The 15,846-nt window shown below is 60.9% G+C and carries 16 protein-coding genes and 1 riboswitch; of the genes, 4 read left to right on the top strand and 12 right to left on the bottom strand.

Annotated features, from left to right (window positions below; translation table 11 throughout):
• Positions 1 to 132 precede the first annotated feature (132 nt).
• Genes NL64_RS21590 through NL64_RS21570 form a run of 5 tightly spaced genes read right to left on the bottom strand, consistent with a single transcriptional unit; the run spans position 133 to position 4,208 of the window.
• Positions 133 to 774, bottom strand: coding sequence for an urea amidolyase associated protein UAAP2 (locus NL64_RS21590; RefSeq protein ID WP_034150081.1), 642 nt, complete (start codon positions 772 to 774; stop codon positions 133 to 135).
• An 11-nt stretch (positions 775 to 785) separates the two neighbouring features.
• On the bottom strand, positions 786 to 1,511 hold the full coding sequence (locus NL64_RS21585) for an urea amidolyase associated protein UAAP1 (RefSeq protein ID WP_034150080.1): 726 nt from the start codon (positions 1,509 to 1,511) through the stop codon (positions 786 to 788).
• 13 nt (positions 1,512 to 1,524) lie between these two features.
• Complete coding sequence (locus NL64_RS21580) at positions 1,525 to 2,313, bottom strand: ABC transporter ATP-binding protein (protein ID WP_034150079.1); 789 nt, start codon at positions 2,311 to 2,313, stop codon at positions 1,525 to 1,527.
• Positions 2,310 to 3,125 carry an ABC transporter permease gene (locus NL64_RS21575; RefSeq protein WP_034150078.1) on the bottom strand — a complete coding sequence of 272 codons (816 nt, stop codon included), beginning with the start codon at positions 3,123 to 3,125 and terminating at the stop codon, positions 2,310 to 2,312. Before NL64_RS21575 ends, NL64_RS21580 begins: the two co-directional genes overlap by 4 nt.
• A gap of 15 nt (positions 3,126 to 3,140) precedes the next feature.
• The gene (locus tag NL64_RS21570; protein WP_034150077.1) at positions 3,141 to 4,208 is read right to left on the bottom strand and encodes a putative urea ABC transporter substrate-binding protein; all 1,068 of its coding nucleotides are present in this window, start codon (positions 4,206 to 4,208) and stop codon (positions 3,141 to 3,143) included.
• Positions 4,209 to 4,269: 61 nt separating this feature from the next.
• Positions 4,270 to 4,369: riboswitch (guanidine-I (ykkC/yxkD leader) on the bottom strand.
• A gap of 336 nt (positions 4,370 to 4,705) precedes the next feature.
• Between NL64_RS21570 and NL64_RS21565 the strand changes: the two genes are divergently transcribed.
• Positions 4,706 to 5,188 (top strand): hypothetical protein, encoded by a 483-nt coding sequence (locus NL64_RS21565; protein ID WP_034150076.1) that lies wholly within the window; start codon positions 4,706 to 4,708, stop codon positions 5,186 to 5,188.
• A gap of 53 nt (positions 5,189 to 5,241) precedes the next feature.
• On the opposite strand, the gene NL64_RS21560 is transcribed toward NL64_RS21565, so the two are convergent.
• Positions 5,242 to 6,354 (bottom strand): enoyl-CoA hydratase/isomerase family protein, encoded by a 1,113-nt coding sequence (locus NL64_RS21560; protein ID WP_034150075.1) that lies wholly within the window; start codon positions 6,352 to 6,354, stop codon positions 5,242 to 5,244.
• A 132-nt stretch (positions 6,355 to 6,486) separates the two neighbouring features.
• On the opposite strand from NL64_RS21560, the gene ung reads away from it, so the two are divergent.
• On the top strand, positions 6,487 to 7,179 hold the full coding sequence (gene ung / locus NL64_RS21555) for a uracil-DNA glycosylase (RefSeq protein WP_034150131.1): 693 nt from the start codon (positions 6,487 to 6,489) through the stop codon (positions 7,177 to 7,179).
• A 155-nt stretch (positions 7,180 to 7,334) separates the two neighbouring features.
• Here ung and NL64_RS21550 read toward each other — a convergent pair whose 3' ends face one another.
• The 4 genes from NL64_RS21550 to NL64_RS21535 are packed head-to-tail and all read right to left on the bottom strand — an operon-like array spanning position 7,335 to position 11,381.
• Positions 7,335 to 8,378, bottom strand: coding sequence for an AbrB family transcriptional regulator (locus tag NL64_RS21550; RefSeq protein WP_034150074.1), 1,044 nt, complete (start codon positions 8,376 to 8,378; stop codon positions 7,335 to 7,337).
• Complete coding sequence (locus NL64_RS21545; protein ID WP_034150073.1) at positions 8,371 to 9,885, bottom strand: tripartite tricarboxylate transporter permease; 1,515 nt, start codon at positions 9,883 to 9,885, stop codon at positions 8,371 to 8,373. The genes NL64_RS21550 and NL64_RS21545 overlap by 8 nt, the downstream gene beginning before the upstream one ends.
• 1 nt (position 9,886) lies before the next feature.
• A complete protein-coding gene (locus NL64_RS21540) occupies positions 9,887 to 10,345 on the bottom strand; it encodes a tripartite tricarboxylate transporter TctB family protein (protein ID WP_034150072.1) in 459 nt (152 codons plus the stop codon).
• Positions 10,346 to 10,403: 58 nt separating this feature from the next.
• Complete coding sequence (locus NL64_RS21535; RefSeq protein WP_034150071.1) at positions 10,404 to 11,381, bottom strand: Bug family tripartite tricarboxylate transporter substrate binding protein; 978 nt, start codon at positions 11,379 to 11,381, stop codon at positions 10,404 to 10,406.
• Between the two features lie 390 nt (positions 11,382 to 11,771).
• Here NL64_RS21535 and NL64_RS21525 point away from each other — a divergent pair, with 390 nt between their 5' ends.
• Both NL64_RS21525 and NL64_RS21520 read left to right on the top strand, forming a co-directional pair.
• Entirely contained in the window at positions 11,772 to 12,443 is a 672-nt protein-coding gene (locus NL64_RS21525; protein ID WP_034150069.1) for a response regulator, read from the top strand.
• On the top strand, positions 12,436 to 13,824 hold the full coding sequence (locus tag NL64_RS21520) for a sensor histidine kinase (RefSeq protein ID WP_034150068.1): 1,389 nt from the start codon (positions 12,436 to 12,438) through the stop codon (positions 13,822 to 13,824). Before NL64_RS21525 ends, NL64_RS21520 begins: the two co-directional genes overlap by 8 nt.
• A 157-nt stretch (positions 13,825 to 13,981) precedes the next feature.
• Here NL64_RS21520 and NL64_RS21515 read toward each other — a convergent pair whose 3' ends face one another.
• Together NL64_RS21515 and ygfZ are read right to left on the bottom strand one after the other, a co-directional pair.
• Positions 13,982 to 14,803, bottom strand: a complete 822-nt coding sequence (locus NL64_RS21515; RefSeq protein ID WP_034150067.1) for an HDOD domain-containing protein — start codon at positions 14,801 to 14,803, stop codon at positions 13,982 to 13,984.
• A 35-nt stretch (positions 14,804 to 14,838) separates the two neighbouring features.
• Positions 14,839 to 15,780, bottom strand: a complete 942-nt coding sequence (ygfZ, locus tag NL64_RS21510) for a CAF17-like 4Fe-4S cluster assembly/insertion protein YgfZ (RefSeq protein ID WP_034150066.1) — start codon at positions 15,778 to 15,780, stop codon at positions 14,839 to 14,841.
• Between the last annotated feature and the right edge of the window lie 66 nt (positions 15,781 to 15,846).

The following is a 15,846-nucleotide window of genomic DNA, read 5'->3' as shown; positions in this document are numbered from 1 at the left end:
CATTGTTGAATGCACTGGCCCAATCGCTGGCAAGCCAGCTCCTACAGGGTTAATGGTGTTCTGGAGATTTGAGGCACTGGCCTGAGCGGGCCTGGCACAGGGCGAACAACCATTTCCGTAAACGGCTGAGTTTCAGTTCCATACCAGCAGCTCCGCAGGTGTCGGGTTGTAGGCGTTGCACGGGTTGTTCAGTTGCGGGCAGTTGGAGATCAGCACGATCACGTCCATTTCGGCGCGCAGGTCGACGTATTTGCCCGGTGCGGAAATCCCGTCTTCGAACGTCAGGCCGCCGTCAGCGGTGACCGGTACGTTCATGAAGAAATTGATGTTCGGCCCGATGTCGCCCTTGCCCAGGCGCCCGTCGTGGACGCAGGCGCGCAGGTAGTTGTCGCGGCAACTGTGCATGTAGCGTTTTTCCAGGGCGTAGCGCACGGTGTTGCTCTCCTGCGCGCAGGCGCCGCCGAGGGTGTCGTGGCGGCCGCAGGTGTCGGCGACGATGGTCAGCATCGGTTTGCCGAGGTTGGAGTAGAGCACGCTGCCGGTGCTCAGGTAGACGCTGTTCTGCCGACGCAAAGTGCGTTGCACGTCGTAGCGTTCCTTGGGATTGGCCACGCTGTAAAACAGCGTGTCGACGGCTTGATTGCCTTCCAGATCGAGAATGCGCAAGGTCTGGCCGGCCTTGACCTCCATCAGCCAGGGTTCGCCGGCGGGGATGGTGGCGCGGTAGATCGCGGTTTCTGGCTGCTTCTCAGCAGTGACGATAGCGAGTGACATGGCAGCGATCCTCAAGCGAACAGACGGTCGGTGTTGATGAAGCCGCGCTCGTTTTCCGGGCGCGAGGTGCGGCAGTGTTCGGCGACGCTGGCGTCGGCGTTCATCCAGCTCAACTTCAATGGTTTCGGTGCGTATTGCGGCGACGGGTCCATCGGGTGTTGCAGGGCGGTGAGCACCACCAGGGTGTCCATTGGTGCGTACAACTCGATGTAATCACCGGCCTTGGAGTTGCCCTCGACAAAGTGGAAGCGCCCGGCGTCATCGACGTTGACGCGGCTGAACAGGTTGAGGGTCATCAGCAGATCCGACAGGCCCAGCCCCCACTTGCCCAGTTCCACCAACAGGTTGTCGGTGCCGTTGCGGAAGAAGCCGTTGCGCAGTTCCTGGTAGCGCCCGGCGCCGTATTTTTCGGCGACTTCTTCAGCGCAAAGCACGCCGCCGAGGCTGTCGCTCCAGCCGCAGGTGTCCGCGGTGATCGCGGCCAAAACGCGACCCATGTCCGAGTACAGGCAATGGCCGGTGGTGAGCTTGGCCGTGTGTTGGCATTTGAGGCTGTCAGGCAGGTTCAGGCGTTCGGTTTTTTCGTTGGCGTTGAGCAGCGTCAGGCTGACGTTGGCGCCGCCACGGATATCCGTCAGGCGCAGCAATTGGCCGCGTTTCAGCACGAAGGAACGATGGCCACCGCCGGGAAGCATTTCTTCGGCGAAGGGCGGGAACAGTTGAGTCGAATCAGTCATTTTCAAAATTCCTCTAAGCGATACGAAGCGTGCCCGCCAGTGGCACCGGCAAGGCGTCGACGGGGGCACGGGTGGCGCGGCGGTCGCTGTTCAAAGGGATGTCGTAAGTGATGCGGGCGCCATAGGCACCCGGGGCATGCGGGTCGACGCGGACCTTGTCGAACACCAGCAAACGGGTGCCGAGGCTGAAACCTTCGGACAGGTCATGGGTGACCATGAACACCGTCAGTTGCGTCTCGCGCCACAGTTCCAGCAACAAGGCGTGCATGTCTTTGCGGATGCCCGGATCGAGGGCGCCGAACGGTTCGTCGAGCAACAACACCCGCGGCTTCATGATCAGCGCCTGGGCGATGGCCAGCCGTTGCTGCATGCCGCCGGAGAGCTGCGCCGGGTACTTGTCCAGCGAGTGCCCGAGGCCGACTTTGTGCAGCAGCACCGACGCCTGCTCGCGTGCCTCGCGTTTGGCGCTGCCGAACAACCGACCCAGCAGCGGCGAGCGTGGCAATTCAAGGCCCAGGGCAACGTTGTCCAGCACGCTCAGGTGCGGGAACACCGAGTAGCGCTGGAACACCACGCCACGACTGGAATCCGGCTCCCCGGCCAAGGGTTGGCCGTCGAGCAGGATCTCGCCGCGACTGGCGCGTTCCTGACCCAGCAGCAAACGCAGGAAGGTCGATTTGCCGCAACCGGAAGCGCCGACCAGGGTGCAGAACTCACCTTCGTTGATGTTCAGGTTCAGCCCTTCGAGCACCACCTGATCGGCGTATTGCTGCCAGACGTTTTTCACCGTGATAAAGCTCATGCCCGCGCTCCTTCGTACCAAGGGAACGCACGTTGGGTCAGGCGCTTGAGGCCCCAATCCATCAGCCAGGCGAGCAGGGTGATCCACACCACGTACGGCAGAATTACATCCATCGCCAGGTAGCGACGCACGAGGAAGATCCGGTAACCGAGCCCGTCGGTGGAGGCAATGGCTTCGGCGGCAATCAGGAACAGCCACGCCGAACCGAGCATCAGTCGCAGTGAGATCAACAATCGTGGCAGTAATTGCGGCAGCACCACGCGCAGCATCAGGGTCCAAGTCGAAGCACCGAGGGTTTGGGCCTTGATCAGCAATTCCACGGGGATTTCCCGGGCGCGCTGTTCCAGATCACGGGCCAGCGCCGGGGTGATGCCGATGACGATCAGCATCACTTTCGACAACTCGCCCAACCCGAAAACGATGAACAGGATCGGCAGGATCGCCAGCGGCGGCACCATCGACAGCACCGTCAGCAACGGCGACAACGGCGCGCCGAACAGCGGCAGGGTGCCTGCAGCCATGCCCAGGCACAGTCCGGCCAGGGCGCTGATGCCAAGGCCGATGGCCAGGCGCCGCAGGCTCGATGCGGTGTCTTGCCAGAGCAGATATTCACCGGTGCGACTGTCGGCGACGAAAGCCAGGCGCTTCACGGCGTCGGTCATTTGCACGGCGCTCGGCAGCAGCTTGTCGTTGGGGTTGTCCGTCAGCCGTTCGGCCGAGCCCATGAAATAGGCGAACAGCACCAGGGCGAACGGCAGGATCACCAACAACAGGCGACTTGGGCGATCCGGGTGGCGATTGATCAGGCGCATGGCCAGGTCCTCTTCTTACAGCTTGGCGTCAGCGGCCATCTGCACGTAACTCGGATCGAAGCGCAGCTTGAGGTTGCCCTTGTCGCCGCTGGTCACGCCGTTGGCGAAGGCCATGCCGACCGCGCTGGTGTCCTTGGCGCCTTCACCCAGCAAGCCGTGCTGGAAGGAGAACTCGGCGACCTTGCGCATGGTTTCCGGCAGTTGCTTGCTGGTGCTGAAGGCCAGGGCTTCTTGAGGGGTGGCGAACAACTTGGTGGTGTCCAGCTGCGCCTGGAATCCGGCGAGGTCGGTACCGGAGGCTTTGGCCATGTGTTCCAGTGCGGCCTTGCTCGCGGCGTTTTTCGCGTTCATCAACTCGACCACTTCAAACCAGGCGCCGGTCAGCGCTTTGCCGAGGGCCGGGTTGTCTTTAAGGGTGGCGCTGTTGACCACCATCATGTCCATGATTTCGCCGGGGATCTGGCTGGAGTTGAACACTTCGGTCACCGCAGGCTTGGCCTTGATGTCCGAGAGCATCGGGTTCCAGGTGGTGACGGCGTTGACCTGATCGGTATTGAAAGCCGCCGAGATATCGGCGTCGGAGGTGTTGACCACTTTCAGGTCTTTCTCGGTGAGGTCCACCGAATCCAGGGCCCGGGCCAGCAAGTAGTGGGAAACTGATAGCTCCACCAGGTTGACGTCCATGCCCTTGAGGTCGGTGACTTTCTTGCCTTCGCCCTTGAGGACGATGCCGTCATTGCCGTTGGAGAAGTCGCTGACGATCAGCGCGGTGCTGTCGACGCCACCGGCGGCCGGAATGGTCAGCGCATCCATGTTGGTCATGGTGCAGCCGTCGAACTGGCCGGCGGTGTATTGGTTGATCGATTCCACGTAGTCGTTGAGCTGCACCACATCAATCTTGATGCCGTACTTCTTCGCCCATTTGTCGACGATGCCTTGGCTGCCGGCGTATTCCCAGGGCATCCAGCCGGCATAGATCGTCCAGCAGACGCTGAAGTGGTCTTTTTGCGCGGCTTGGGATGAGAAGCTCACGAGGGCTGCGAACGCAGCGGCGAGCAGGGCGGATAAACGAATCTGGGACATGGTGGTTCTCCAGTTGATCGAGGGCGGGCAGAAGGCAACGCGGCACCGCGAACGGTGGCTTGTCTCCCGGGCTTTTGTCCCGCCGTGTAACCTCAACTGGAGGTCGCCAACTCTCGGACCAGTCACTCGCGAAGCGAGCCGGAACCCTAGTCAGCCATTGCAAATTGTGGTGCCGCGAACCTGGTGATGACTCCTGCACACATTTGGTAAAGCGAGAGCCGTGCCAAGTCGGCTCAGACGCTCTGGCACGGGCGTCGGGCGATTGGTTGGTGGCAGGGGAGGGTTTGGGCTGCCTTTTGATGGTGCGTCGGCGCACCGCAATGGATCGTTGCTGCGACTGGGAAGATGAAAAACCTTTCATCGGCGAGATGTTTCAACTTGTTGCGGTAGCGCACCAGAAATTGAAATTGATGTCTGATCTATCGACAGTCACCGAATAATTGACTGTCGCCTGCCAGCGTCGCTGGTATGGCTCACTCGCGGTCCAGGAGGCCGCCATGCTCGACCAAAAAACGCTGCGCCGAATTCTACTGATTGCTGTATTGGGATTGTCCCTGGGTGGGTGCGTACCGTATTCCGATGGAGGAGCCAGTTACTACAGTTCAGAGGTTTACACCTCGCCAGCGCCTTATTACGCGGGCGGCAACTCTTACTATTCCAACGGCGGCGGTTACTACACGCCACCGCGCCGGTATTACGCGCCGCCAGCGCGCTATTACCAGCCAACCCCGCGCTATTACCACCAGCCGCGGGTCTATCAACCGGCACCGCGCTATTACCAACCGGCACCTCGTTATCATCAGGCCCGACCCGATTACCGGGCACATCAAAATCAAGGTTGGGACGGCCGTAACCGTGGCGGCTGGAACAATGATTACCGTGGCGGACGCAACAACAATCACAGCGGACGCGGTGACAACAACAACCGAAGTAACCACGACGGACGTGGCGATCACAACGGCCGGGGCAACTACCGTTAATCACGCAAACAAAAAAAGCGGCGCATCAAGCGCCGCTTTTTTGTGCCCGGATTTCAGTAATCCGAAAGATCCGCCAGAGGATGGCGACCTTCCCAAGCCTTGTGGAAATGCGCCTCCACCACGGCATCCGGCACATTATTAATGTCCGGCCAGTGCCAGCGGGGTTTCTGGTCCTTATCGATCAACCGTGCGCGCACCCCTTCGCTGAACTCCGGATGACGACAGCAGTTGAGGCTCAGGGTGTATTCCATCAAAAAGACCTGGGCCAGCGACATATGCCGGGCGCGGACGATCTGTTCCCACACCAGATGAGCGGTCAGCGGCGAGCCTTCGCTCATGGTCTTCGCCGCGCGGCTGAGCAGCATGTCGGTGTTGTCACGTAATTGGCTGATGGCCTTCCATGCGCAGCGCACATCACTGACATCCAGCAATTCGTCGATCTGCTGGCGCCGAGGCAGCCATTGGGCTGGCGGCATCTGCGCGACCGCTTCCTGCTGCAAGGCCTTGAGCAGACTGTTGAGCTGCATCGGCGTCTGTTCCTGCCAGTTCAATTGCAGCAGGCCTTCAATCAGATCTTCCTGCTGTTCATCGAGCAGGAAACGGTCAGCCAGGTCCAGATCAATCGCGTCGCGACCGTTCATGTGGGCGCCGGTCAAGCCGAGAAACAATCCGAGCTTGCCCGGCAGCCGCGACAGAAACCAACTGGCGCCGACGTCCGGATACAGCCCAATGCTGATTTCCGGCATCGCCAGTCGACTGCTCGGCGTGACAATCCGGATACTCGCTCCCTGCAGCAGGCCCATGCCGCCGCCGAGCACATACCCATGGCCCCAGCAGATCAGCGGTTTGGGGTAGGTGTGCAGGCTGAAGTCCAGGCGATATTCCGCAGCGAAGAAGTGCGCGGCCAACGGCGGCACTTCGCCGGGATGCTCTCGGCAGGCCTCCACCAGGCGGCGTACTTCACCGCCGGCGCAGAAAGCCTTGGCGCCATTGCCACGCAACAAAACGCAGACGATTTGCGGTTCCTTGGCCCAAGCGTCCAACTGATCGCGCAGGGCGCCAATCATCGGTAGGGACAGGGCGTTCAGCGACTTTTCGGCATCCAGCGTGGCGACGCCGATGCGGGCGCCGTCGGTGCCGGTGAGTTCTTCGAAGTGCAGATTCATCGTGACCTCGATCGGGAATTTGAGGGTTAAGTATGATCGCTGTGTGGGAAAGTGCCGGATCTGCGTCAGATCAATTGACAAGCGTTGTGGGCTTTCCTAGGGTTCGCCCCATTGATTTTTCCGGGTATGACCATGACTGCTGACGACCGTATCAAACTCGAACCGAGCTGGAAGGAGGCACTGCGTGCCGAATTCGACCAGCCCTACATGGCGGAGTTGCGAAACTTCCTGCAAGAGGAGCGGGCGGCCGGCAAGGAGATCTATCCACCAGGCCCAATGATCTTCAACGCACTCAACTCGACGCCGCTGGACAAGGTCAAGGTCGTCATCCTCGGTCAGGACCCGTATCACGGCCCGGGCCAGGCCCATGGCTTGTGCTTCTCGGTACAACCGGGCGTGCCGGCGCCACCGTCGTTGGTGAACATCTATAAAGAACTGAAGCGCGACCTGAACATCGACATCCCCAATCATGGTTATTTGCAGAGCTGGGCGGATCAGGGCGTGTTGATGCTTAACACCACCATGACGGTCGAGCGTGCCAATGCCAACGCGCACAAGGACAAGGGCTGGCAGTTTTTCACCGATCGGATCATTGAAGTGGTCAGCCAGCAGCAGCCGCATCTGGTGTTCATGCTGTGGGGCGCCCATGCCCAGAGCAAGCAGAAATTGATCGATGCGACCAAGCATCTGGTGCTGACCTCTGTACACCCGTCGCCACTGTCGGCCTATCGCGGCTTCCTTGGTTGCGGGCACTTCAGCCGGACCAACAAGTTTCTGGAACAGAATGGCGAAACGCCGATCGAGTGGCGATTGCCGCCGGTTTGAAGGTGGGGATAGGGGCTTTTGTGGCGAGGGAGCTTGCTCCCGCTGGGCTGCGAAGCAGCCCCAAATCCTGTTACCTGATTTCTTCTGACAGACCGCGCACATAGGTTTTACGACTGCTGCGCAGTCGAGCGGGAGCAAGCTCCCTCGCCACCGGTCTAACTGTCTGAATCGGGATTTCGGTTCCAATACTTGAACAACGGCTCCGCCAGAAACAACACAAACAACAGCCGCATCACCTGCATCGCCGTCACCAACGGCACCGACAATTGCAGGGTCTCTGCCGTCAGGCTCATCTCCGCAATCCCGCCGGGCATCATGCCCAGCGTCAGCGAGCGCAGATCCAGATGGGTTAACGCACTCAACCCTAATGCCGCCGCCGAGGCGATCAGCATGGTCAACACCGTGCCGATCAACGTCCGCCCCATGAACGAAGGCGCACGCCGGAAAAACTGCCGGTTGAAGTGACAGCCCAACCCGCTGCCGATCAGCCATTGGCCGATCTGGCTGCCTCCGTTGGGCAACCCGATATGCAGATCCCAACCGATACTCACCGCTGCACTGAGCAGCAATGGTCCAAACAGCCAAGGATTGGGCTGACGCAATCGCTCCCAGATCCACGCCGCCAAAGCACCAGCGGGGAACAGCAGAGCCAGCCAGCGCCAGTCCACAGCAGTGGCATGCAGCACCGGCGCACCGTCGCCCAACAAATACTTGAACGCCGCCGGCACGCAGAGCACCACCACCAACACCCGCAAACTCTGCCCCGCCGCCACACGGCTGAGCACCGCACCATTGCGGGCGCCGAGGTTGACCATCTCCCCGGAACCGCCGGGCATGCTGGAGAAAAACGCAGTGGCGCGATCCTCCCCGGTGCGGCGCATCAACCAGACCCCGACCACAGCGGACAAGCTGGTGACCAACGCACCAAAGAAAATCAAACCGAAATGACTCAGAACCTGTTCCATCACCACCGGGGTGAAGTGCAGGCCGATGCCGATCCCGACAACCCACTGGCCGCATTTGCGGCCGCCAGGGATTTCCGCCAGTTGCCAGGGTGTCAGGCAGCGAACGAGGATTATCGCCAACAACGAGCCGACCATCCACGGCAAAGGCCAGCCGACCTGGCTGGCGAGGAAACCGCCCAGCAGGCCGACCAGCGGGGTGCCCCACCAGGCTTTGAACGGTGTTCGATCAGACATCGGCAATTGCGCGTTGCGCGGCCGAGCGTTTGCGCCAGATGCGCACGACCGGCACCAGCAGCATGACCACGATCAACGCCCAGACACCGACGGTGATCCCGCTGGACCAGAGGATGTCCAGCGAGCCGTTGGAGATCGACAGCGCCCGGCGCAGGTTCTGTTCCATCAAGCCGCCCAGGATGAAACCCAGCAGCACCGGCGACAACGGGAAGTCCAGCTTGCGCAGGATGTAGCCGAAGATGCCGATACCGATCATCAGGAACAGGTCGAACGTGGTGGCATGCACCGCGTACACGCCGATCGCAGTGATGATCGCGATCATAGGCACCAGTGCCCAGTTCGGTACGGCAAGGATTATGGTAAAGATGCGGATCATCGGGATATTGAGGATCACCAGCATGATGTTGGCGATGAATAACGACGCGATCAGGCCCCAGACGATGTCCGGTTGCTGTTGAAACAGCAGCGGACCTGGCGTGATGTTGTACAGCGACAGTGCGCCGATCATCACCGCCGTGGTGCCAGAACCTGGAACGCCGAGGGTCAGCATCGGCACCAGCGCGCCGCAGGCTTCGGCACCGATGGCGGTTTCCGGGGCTGCGAGGCCGCGCTTGTCGCCCTGGCCGAATTTACCGCTTGGGCCGGCAATACGTTTCTCGGTCATGTAAGCCACGGCACTGGCCAGCGTCGCACCGGCTCCCGGCAGTACGCCCATGATGAAGCCGAGCACACCACAACGCATGTTCACCCAGAACACCGAAGCGGCTTCCTTGAAGTTGAACAGCATGCGCCCGGTGGCCTGGAAGGCTTCCTGGCCACGGTGGGTTTTTTCCAGCAGCAGAAGGATTTCGCTGATGGAAAACAGGCCCAGCACCAGCACCACGAATTGAATGCCGTCGGTGAGGTGGATGTTGTCGCCGGTGAAGCGGTACACACCGCTGTTGGCATCAATGCCGACCGTCGACAGGAACAGCCCGATCAGTGCGGCGATAAAGGTCTTGAGCGGACGATCGCCGGCCATTCCGCCCAGACAGACAATCGCAAACACCATCAGCACGAAGTATTCCGCCGGGCCAAAGGCAATTGCCCATTTCGCCAGTATCGGCGCGAACACCACCATGCCGCAGGTGGCGATGAACGCGCCGATGAACGAACTCCAGGCCGACAGCGACAGCGCCACACCGGCCAGGCCTTGACGGGCCATCGGGTAGCCGTCGAGCGTCGTCATCACGGTGGAGGCTTCGCCGGGAATGTTCAGCAGGATCGAACTGATGCGGCCGCCGTATTCGCAACCCAGGTACACCGCCGCCAGCAGGATCAGCGCCGACTCCGGTGGCAGGCCCAGTGCGAAGGCAATCGGGATCAGCAACGCCACGCCGTTGATCGGCCCCAGCCCCGGCAGCAGGCCGACGACGGTACCGATCAATGTGCCGCTGAGCGCGGTCACCAGGTTGTAAGGGGTCAGTGCGACGCCGAAGCCGTGACTCAAATAACCAAGGGTATCCATATCAGTTCTCCAGAACGTCGAGCAGGCCCAGAGGCAGTGGCACGTCCATGACTTTGTCGAACAGCAGGTACAGGCCGACGCTCATCAGGCTGATGATCACGACGCCCGGCAACCAGCGCCCGCCGTACAGGCGCGCCATCGGAATGCCAACCAGCATGCTGCTGAGGATGAAGCCCAGCGGTTCGAACAGCCCGGCAAAAACCAGCAACAACAGGACGCACACACCGATTTTGGTCAGGGTTTCACGATCCATCGGTGGATCTTCATCGGTGTGCTTGATCGGCGAAGGGCGAAACACCATGTACACCAGCGCGAGGCCCATCAGCCCCAGCATCAACAGGGGAAAGGCACGCGGGCCGATAGGTTCGTAGGAAAAAGGCGCCTGGTAAGGTATGGCCATCGCCACCAGGCTGAGGCAGGCCAGCAACAGCACCGAAGCAAAAATGCGTTGTAAGAGCATGAGGAACTCCTGTGCCGCGACCCCGCCAAACGGAGCCGCAGCCGCTAGACAGAGGCGATCACTGGATCAGGCCGAACTCTTTGGCCAGCACTTTGTAGTCCGCAACCTGCTTCTTCACGTAGGTGTCCAGTTCCGGGCCGGTCATGGCGAACGGGAACAGCTCACGCTGATCACGCAGCTTGGCGAACTCAGGCGAAGCCAGCAGTTTGTCGAAGGAGTCTTTCCACCAGGCGTAGTCTTCATCGCTGACTTTCGGCCCGAGGTAGAAACCGCGAACCACTGGCCAGACGATGTCGTAGCCTTGCTCTTTGGCGGTCGGGATGTCTTTCATTTCCGGCTCGTCCAGACGCTTCTCGGAGAACACCGCCAGCAGGCGCATGTCGCCGCTCTGGATGTGCGGCATGGAGTCGGAAATGTCGGTGCTGCCAACCTGAATGTGGCCGCCGAGCAGGGCCGTGGCGATTTCGCCGCCGCCTTCGAGTGCGACGTAACGCAGGTCACGCGGGTTGATCCCGGCGGCCTTGGCGATCAGGGCGGTTTGCATCCAGTCCTGGCTGCCGACGGTGCCGCCGGAACCGATCACCACTTTGCTCGGATCTTTCTTCAACGCCTGTACCAGATCGTCGAGGGTCTTGTAGGGCGAATCGCTTTTCACTGCGATGGCGCCGTAGCTGGTCCCGACGGCAGCGAGCCAGCGCACGTTGGTTTCATCGAAGCGACCGAACTTGCCTTGGGCCAGGTTCAGCAGCGAACCGCTGGACCAGGCCACCAGCGTGCCAGCATCGGCCGGACGCTGGGCGACCACCGCGTTGTAGGCCACGGCGCCAACACCGCCGGGCATATAGGTCACGCGCATCGGCTTGGTCAGCAGTTTTTCGTTGAGCAGCGCGCTTTGCGCCAGCTTGCAGGTCAGGTCGAAACCACCACCCGGGGAGGCCGGTGCGATGCATTCCGGGCGTTTAGGCTCGGCCATCAGTTGGCCGGCAAACAGCATGCAGCTGGCGGCGAGGGCGAAACGGCGCAGTGATCGATTCATTTTTTTCTCCACGGGAGTTGTTGTTATAGGGGATGTTTCAGGTGCGGCGGTTTCGCTTCGCGCAGCCGATAACGGCGCCGGCAAGCGTAAACGATGGGGAGCGGGAAAAGTGGCGGGGCGGGCAAATCTGGGGCTGGGTGGACAGCATGACGAAGTACCTCGTTATTGTTCTTATTGGCGAAAACGCATCGAGGCGTTTTTCGGGAGCTACATTTCAAAGCAGGATCGATGGCTGCGATTGAAACCATCCGTGCATCGACTCTAACGGTCGAACCTTTCGCTAACCTTTCATCGGGCTTTCACGGTTTTTCGGGCTTCACAGCAACGGATGCCGCTGTAAACTCCGCGCCAAAGAATGGCGTCGACCATCCCTGAATGAGGTAAAGATCCATGCGTGTCCTGCTCGTCGAAGACCATCTGCAGCTCGCTGAAAGCGTCGCCCAGGCGCTCAAGAGCACCGGCCTGACCGTGGATGTGCTGCACGACGGCGTGGCCGCCGACCTGGCGCTGGGCAGCGAGGAATACGCCATGGCGATCCTCGATGTGGGCCTGCCGCGCATGGATGGTTTCGAAGTGCTGGCGCGCTTGCGCGCACGGGGCAAAAACCTGCCGGTGTTGATGTTGACCGCGCGCAGTGACGTCAAGGATCGGGTCCATGGCCTGAACCTCGGCGCCGACGATTACCTGGCCAAGCCGTTCGAACTCACCGAACTCGAAGCCCGGGTGAAAGCCTTGCTGCGCCGCAGCGTGTTGGGCGGTGAACGCATGCAGCGCTGTGGCGTGCTGGCCTATGACCTGGACACTCGGCGCTTCACCCTCGGCGAAGAATTGCTGACCCTGACCTCCCGCGAGCAGGCCGTGCTCGAAGCGTTGATCGCCCGTCCAGGTCGGGTGATGAGCAAGGAACAACTGGCCTCCCAGGTCTTCGGCCTCGACGAAGAAGCCAGCCCCGATGCCATCGAAATCTACGTGCACCGCTTGCGCAAGAAACTCGACGGTCAACCTGTCGCCATCGTGACCTTCCGCGGCCTCGGCTACTTGCTGGAAAGCCGCGATGCATAAGCCCAGCAGCCTGCGCTGGCGGTTGCTATGGAACCTCGCGCTGTTGCTGGTGGTGCTGATGCTGGCGAGTGGTTTGAGCGCGTACTGGAACGGTCGCGAAGCGGCTGACACGGCCTATGACCGAACTTTGCTCGCTTCGGCGCGGACCATCGCGGCGGGCCTTTCCGAACGCGACGGCAGCCTCAGCCTCGACGTGCCCTACGTGGCCCTCGATACCTTCGCCTACGACAGCGCCGGGCGGATTTTTTACCTGGTCAATGATATCAACCAGAAGCTGATTTCGGGATACGAAAACCTGCCGGGCCCACCCCCGGGGACGCCGCGCACTGATGATTATCCGGCGCTGGCGCGGTTCTATAACGCGACTTATCGGGGGCAGAACGTCCGCGTGGTCAGTCTGCTCAAAGCGGTCAGCGAACCGAACATGAACGGCATGGCGGAAATCCGCGTGGCGGAGACCGATGAGGCGCGCGTCAGCATGGCCCGCAGCCTGGCAGCAGATACGTTGTTGCGACTGGGCATGCTGGCGGTCGGGGCACTGATGATGGTGTGGTTTGCGGTCAGCGCGGCACTGCGCCCATTGGAGCGCTTGCGCACAGCGGTGGAAGAACGTCAGCCGGATGACCTGCGGCCATTGCCCTTGGTGGAAGTGCAGCACGAATTATGGCCGCTGGTAAGCGCGCTCAATCACTTTACCGAACGCCTGCGCGGGCAGTTCGAGCGTCAGGCGCAATTCATCGCCGATGCGGCCCACGAACTGCGCACTCCGTTGGCCGCGCTCAAGGCGCGTCTCGAACTGGGCTTGCGCTCAACCGAACCGCAAACCTGGCGCGACACGCTGGAAACCGCCGCCCAAGGCACCGATCGCTTGACTCATCTGGCCAATCAATTGCTCTCGCTCGCGCGTGTCGAAAATGGCGCCCGGGCGATTGCCGAGGGCGGCGCTCAATTGCTCGATCTGAGTCAACTGGCGCGGGAATTGGGCATGGCCATGGCGCCGCTGGCCTATAAGCGCGGCGTGGCGTTGGCGCTGGAAGCGGATGAACCGGTGTGGATGCGCGGCGAGCCGACCTTGCTCAACGAACTGCTGAGCAATCTGGTGGACAACGCACTGGCCCATACGCCTCCGGGCGGCAACGTCATTCTGCGGGTCTCGGCACCGGCGGTGCTGGAGGTCGAGGACGATGGTCCGGGGATTCCAGTTGATGAGCGTGATCGGGTGTTCGAACGCTTCTACCGGCGCAACCAGCAAGTGGCCGGAACCGGTTTGGGGCTGGCGATTGTCGGCGAGATTTGCCGCGCGCACCTGGCGCAGATCAGCCTGCATGACGGCGAACATGCGGGGTTGAAGGTGCGGGTGAGTTTTATTGCCGGGGAGTGATCAGCGCTTTTTGTGGCAAGGGAGCTTGCTCCCGCGGGGCTGCGAAGCGGCCCCGACTCATGCTCTCGGTATGCCAGATAAAACTCATGCGGCAATGTTGCGACTGCTGCGCAGCCGAGCGGGAGCAAGCTCCCTCGCCACAGGGATTGGCTCAGGCTCAGTAAAACATCGACCGGGTTTCTTCCAGATCGGCACACATCGCCTTGTTGTCAGGATCGATTCCAAGCTTTTTGAAGGACGGCACGCTGAAAGGGTCAATGCGTGAAATCGGGTGGTCGGTGTCTTTATGGCAGTACAGGCTGGCCACTTGCACCAGATCAACATAGTCGACCTGCGCGGACTCTCGCTTGAAGTTCAGGTACAGCCGCGGCACCTGCACCAGCAGGTCCGGAAACTCCCAGACCCTGAGCAGTTTGTCGCCGAGGATCGGGTGAATCTGATCGATCACGTGATTGAGACTGACCGGGTCGGACAGCAGCTCATAGTGGTCTTCGGCATAGGTCAGGATCGGTAGTACGCCAATCTGATGCACCAACCCGCCGAGCGCCGCTTGATCGGGCTTGAGTTGGGTGTAGTTGCGGCAGAGCGCATAACTGACGCCGGCGATCTCGAGGCTTTTGCGCCAGACTTCGCGCATTTTCTGTTCAACCACTTCGGAACGGGCATGGAAGATTTGTTCCATGACCAGGCCGATCGCCAGGTTGCTGCTGTAGTTGATGCCCAGGCGGGTGATTGCTGTGTGCAGTTCGGTCACTTCCTGAGTCGCGCGCAGCAAGGGGCTGTTGACCACTTTGATCAGGCGCGCCGACAGCGCGGCATCGCGGCCGATCACTTTGCTCAGGGTGCTGATACTGATTTCCGGATCTTCAGCGGCCTTGCGAATCTGCAAAGCCACTTCCGGTAATGTGGGCAGAACCAGGTCATCGTTATCGATGGCCTCAACCAAATCCTGTTGGACCTTTTCCGCCAGCTCACTCATTTAATTTCTCTAGGTGTCGCAAAAATGTACTGCTGTCAGCGCTGGATCTCGCGGTCGCGGTCCAATTGGTAAGGCAGGTCGAGCAAGTGCAGGGCAGGGCCGTCGAGCGCGCCGACGTGAATGTCGCCTGCCTCTGCAGCTTCGGCTTGCAATACGGCCAGCAGTTCAATGTTTTGCTCGGCGCGGGCGGCCAGTACCACCTCACCGATTGAGCTGCCGTGGCTCGGGGAAAACAGCTGAGTGCCGGGTTCAGGCAGTTCGCTGGCATCCAGTTGCAGGCGATACAAACGACGCTTGAGTTTGCCCAGGTACTGCATCCGCGCGACGATTTCCTGGCCGGTGTAGCAGCCTTTTTTGAAACTCACGCCACCCACGGCTTGCAGGTTGAGCATCTGCGGGATGAACAGCTCGCGAGTGTTCGGCATGACCTGGCCGATCCCTGCGCGGATCTGACCCAGCAGCCATTGATTCAGATCGCCTTCGGCCAACAGGGCGGACAGCTTGCCCTTGATGTCTGCGGCCTGATCGGCAGTGACCCACAGCTCGGCGCGATCAGGCGAAACACGAACAGCGATCAGCCTGTCGTTGCGCACTACGCTGTCGATTTCTGCCGGCAGATCCAGGCCGAGGCTGTTCAGCGCAGCGTCACCATGGTCGATGCCGAAGCGGACCCAGGCAGTGCTTTCATCGGTCAGTTTGGACTTGGAGAACACGGCGTATTTTTTCAGGTCTGCCAGCTGCGGTTCCAGCAGCTCGCTGGCCATGGCCATGAGCACGCCATCGCCTTCGAGCAGAATGCGGAAGCTCGACTGCATCCGGCCCTTCTGTGTGCAGCGCGCGCCGAGGCTGGCCTGGGTATCGCTCAGGTAATTGAGGTTGCAGGTCAACTGGCCTTGCAGGAACTTGCCGGCGTCCGCACCGCGGACCGCCAGAACACCTTCATGAGACAGCGTGCAGAAAAAAGCAGAATCGGCCATGGGTCATCGCAGGGTAAAGAGTCTGGCGGACATGATAAGGGTGTGCCCTTGAAATGGGTAGTTCAC

It is taken from the genome of Pseudomonas fluorescens (assembly GCF_000802965.1).
Taxonomy (GTDB): Bacteria; Pseudomonadota; Gammaproteobacteria; order Pseudomonadales; family Pseudomonadaceae; genus Aquipseudomonas; species Aquipseudomonas fluorescens_A.
Note: the sequence above shows the minus strand (reverse complement) of the source record. Positions and strands in the feature narration are given on the sequence as shown.

Bases quoted from the DNA above. Each gene is read 5' to 3' on its own strand.
- NL64_RS21590 (WP_034150081.1), bottom strand. From the start codon at position 774: ATGTCACTCGCTATCGTCACTGCTGAGAAGCAGCCAGAAACCGCGATC.
- NL64_RS21585 (WP_034150080.1), bottom strand. From the start codon at position 1,511: ATGACTGATTCGACTCAACTGTTCCCGCCCTTCGCCGAAGAAATGCTT.
- NL64_RS21580 (WP_034150079.1), bottom strand. From the start codon at position 2,313: ATGAGCTTTATCACGGTGAAAAACGTCTGGCAGCAATACGCCGATCAG.
- NL64_RS21575 (WP_034150078.1), bottom strand. From the start codon at position 3,125: ATGCGCCTGATCAATCGCCACCCGGATCGCCCAAGTCGCCTGTTGTTG.
- NL64_RS21570 (WP_034150077.1), bottom strand. From the start codon at position 4,208: ATGTCCCAGATTCGTTTATCCGCCCTGCTCGCCGCTGCGTTCGCAGCC.
- NL64_RS21565 (WP_034150076.1), top strand. From the start codon at position 4,706: ATGCTCGACCAAAAAACGCTGCGCCGAATTCTACTGATTGCTGTATTG.
- NL64_RS21560 (WP_034150075.1), bottom strand. From the start codon at position 6,354: ATGAATCTGCACTTCGAAGAACTCACCGGCACCGACGGCGCCCGCATC.
- ung (WP_034150131.1), top strand. From the start codon at position 6,487: ATGACTGCTGACGACCGTATCAAACTCGAACCGAGCTGGAAGGAGGCA.
- NL64_RS21550 (WP_034150074.1), bottom strand. From the start codon at position 8,378: ATGTCTGATCGAACACCGTTCAAAGCCTGGTGGGGCACCCCGCTGGTC.
- NL64_RS21545 (WP_034150073.1), bottom strand. From the start codon at position 9,885: ATGGATACCCTTGGTTATTTGAGTCACGGCTTCGGCGTCGCACTGACC.
- NL64_RS21540 (WP_034150072.1), bottom strand. From the start codon at position 10,345: ATGCTCTTACAACGCATTTTTGCTTCGGTGCTGTTGCTGGCCTGCCTC.
- NL64_RS21535 (WP_034150071.1), bottom strand. From the start codon at position 11,381: ATGAATCGATCACTGCGCCGTTTCGCCCTCGCCGCCAGCTGCATGCTG.
- NL64_RS21525 (WP_034150069.1), top strand. From the start codon at position 11,772: ATGCGTGTCCTGCTCGTCGAAGACCATCTGCAGCTCGCTGAAAGCGTC.
- NL64_RS21520 (WP_034150068.1), top strand. From the start codon at position 12,436: ATGCATAAGCCCAGCAGCCTGCGCTGGCGGTTGCTATGGAACCTCGCG.
- NL64_RS21515 (WP_034150067.1), bottom strand. From the start codon at position 14,803: ATGAGTGAGCTGGCGGAAAAGGTCCAACAGGATTTGGTTGAGGCCATC.
- ygfZ (WP_034150066.1), bottom strand. From the start codon at position 15,780: ATGGCCGATTCTGCTTTTTTCTGCACGCTGTCTCATGAAGGTGTTCTG.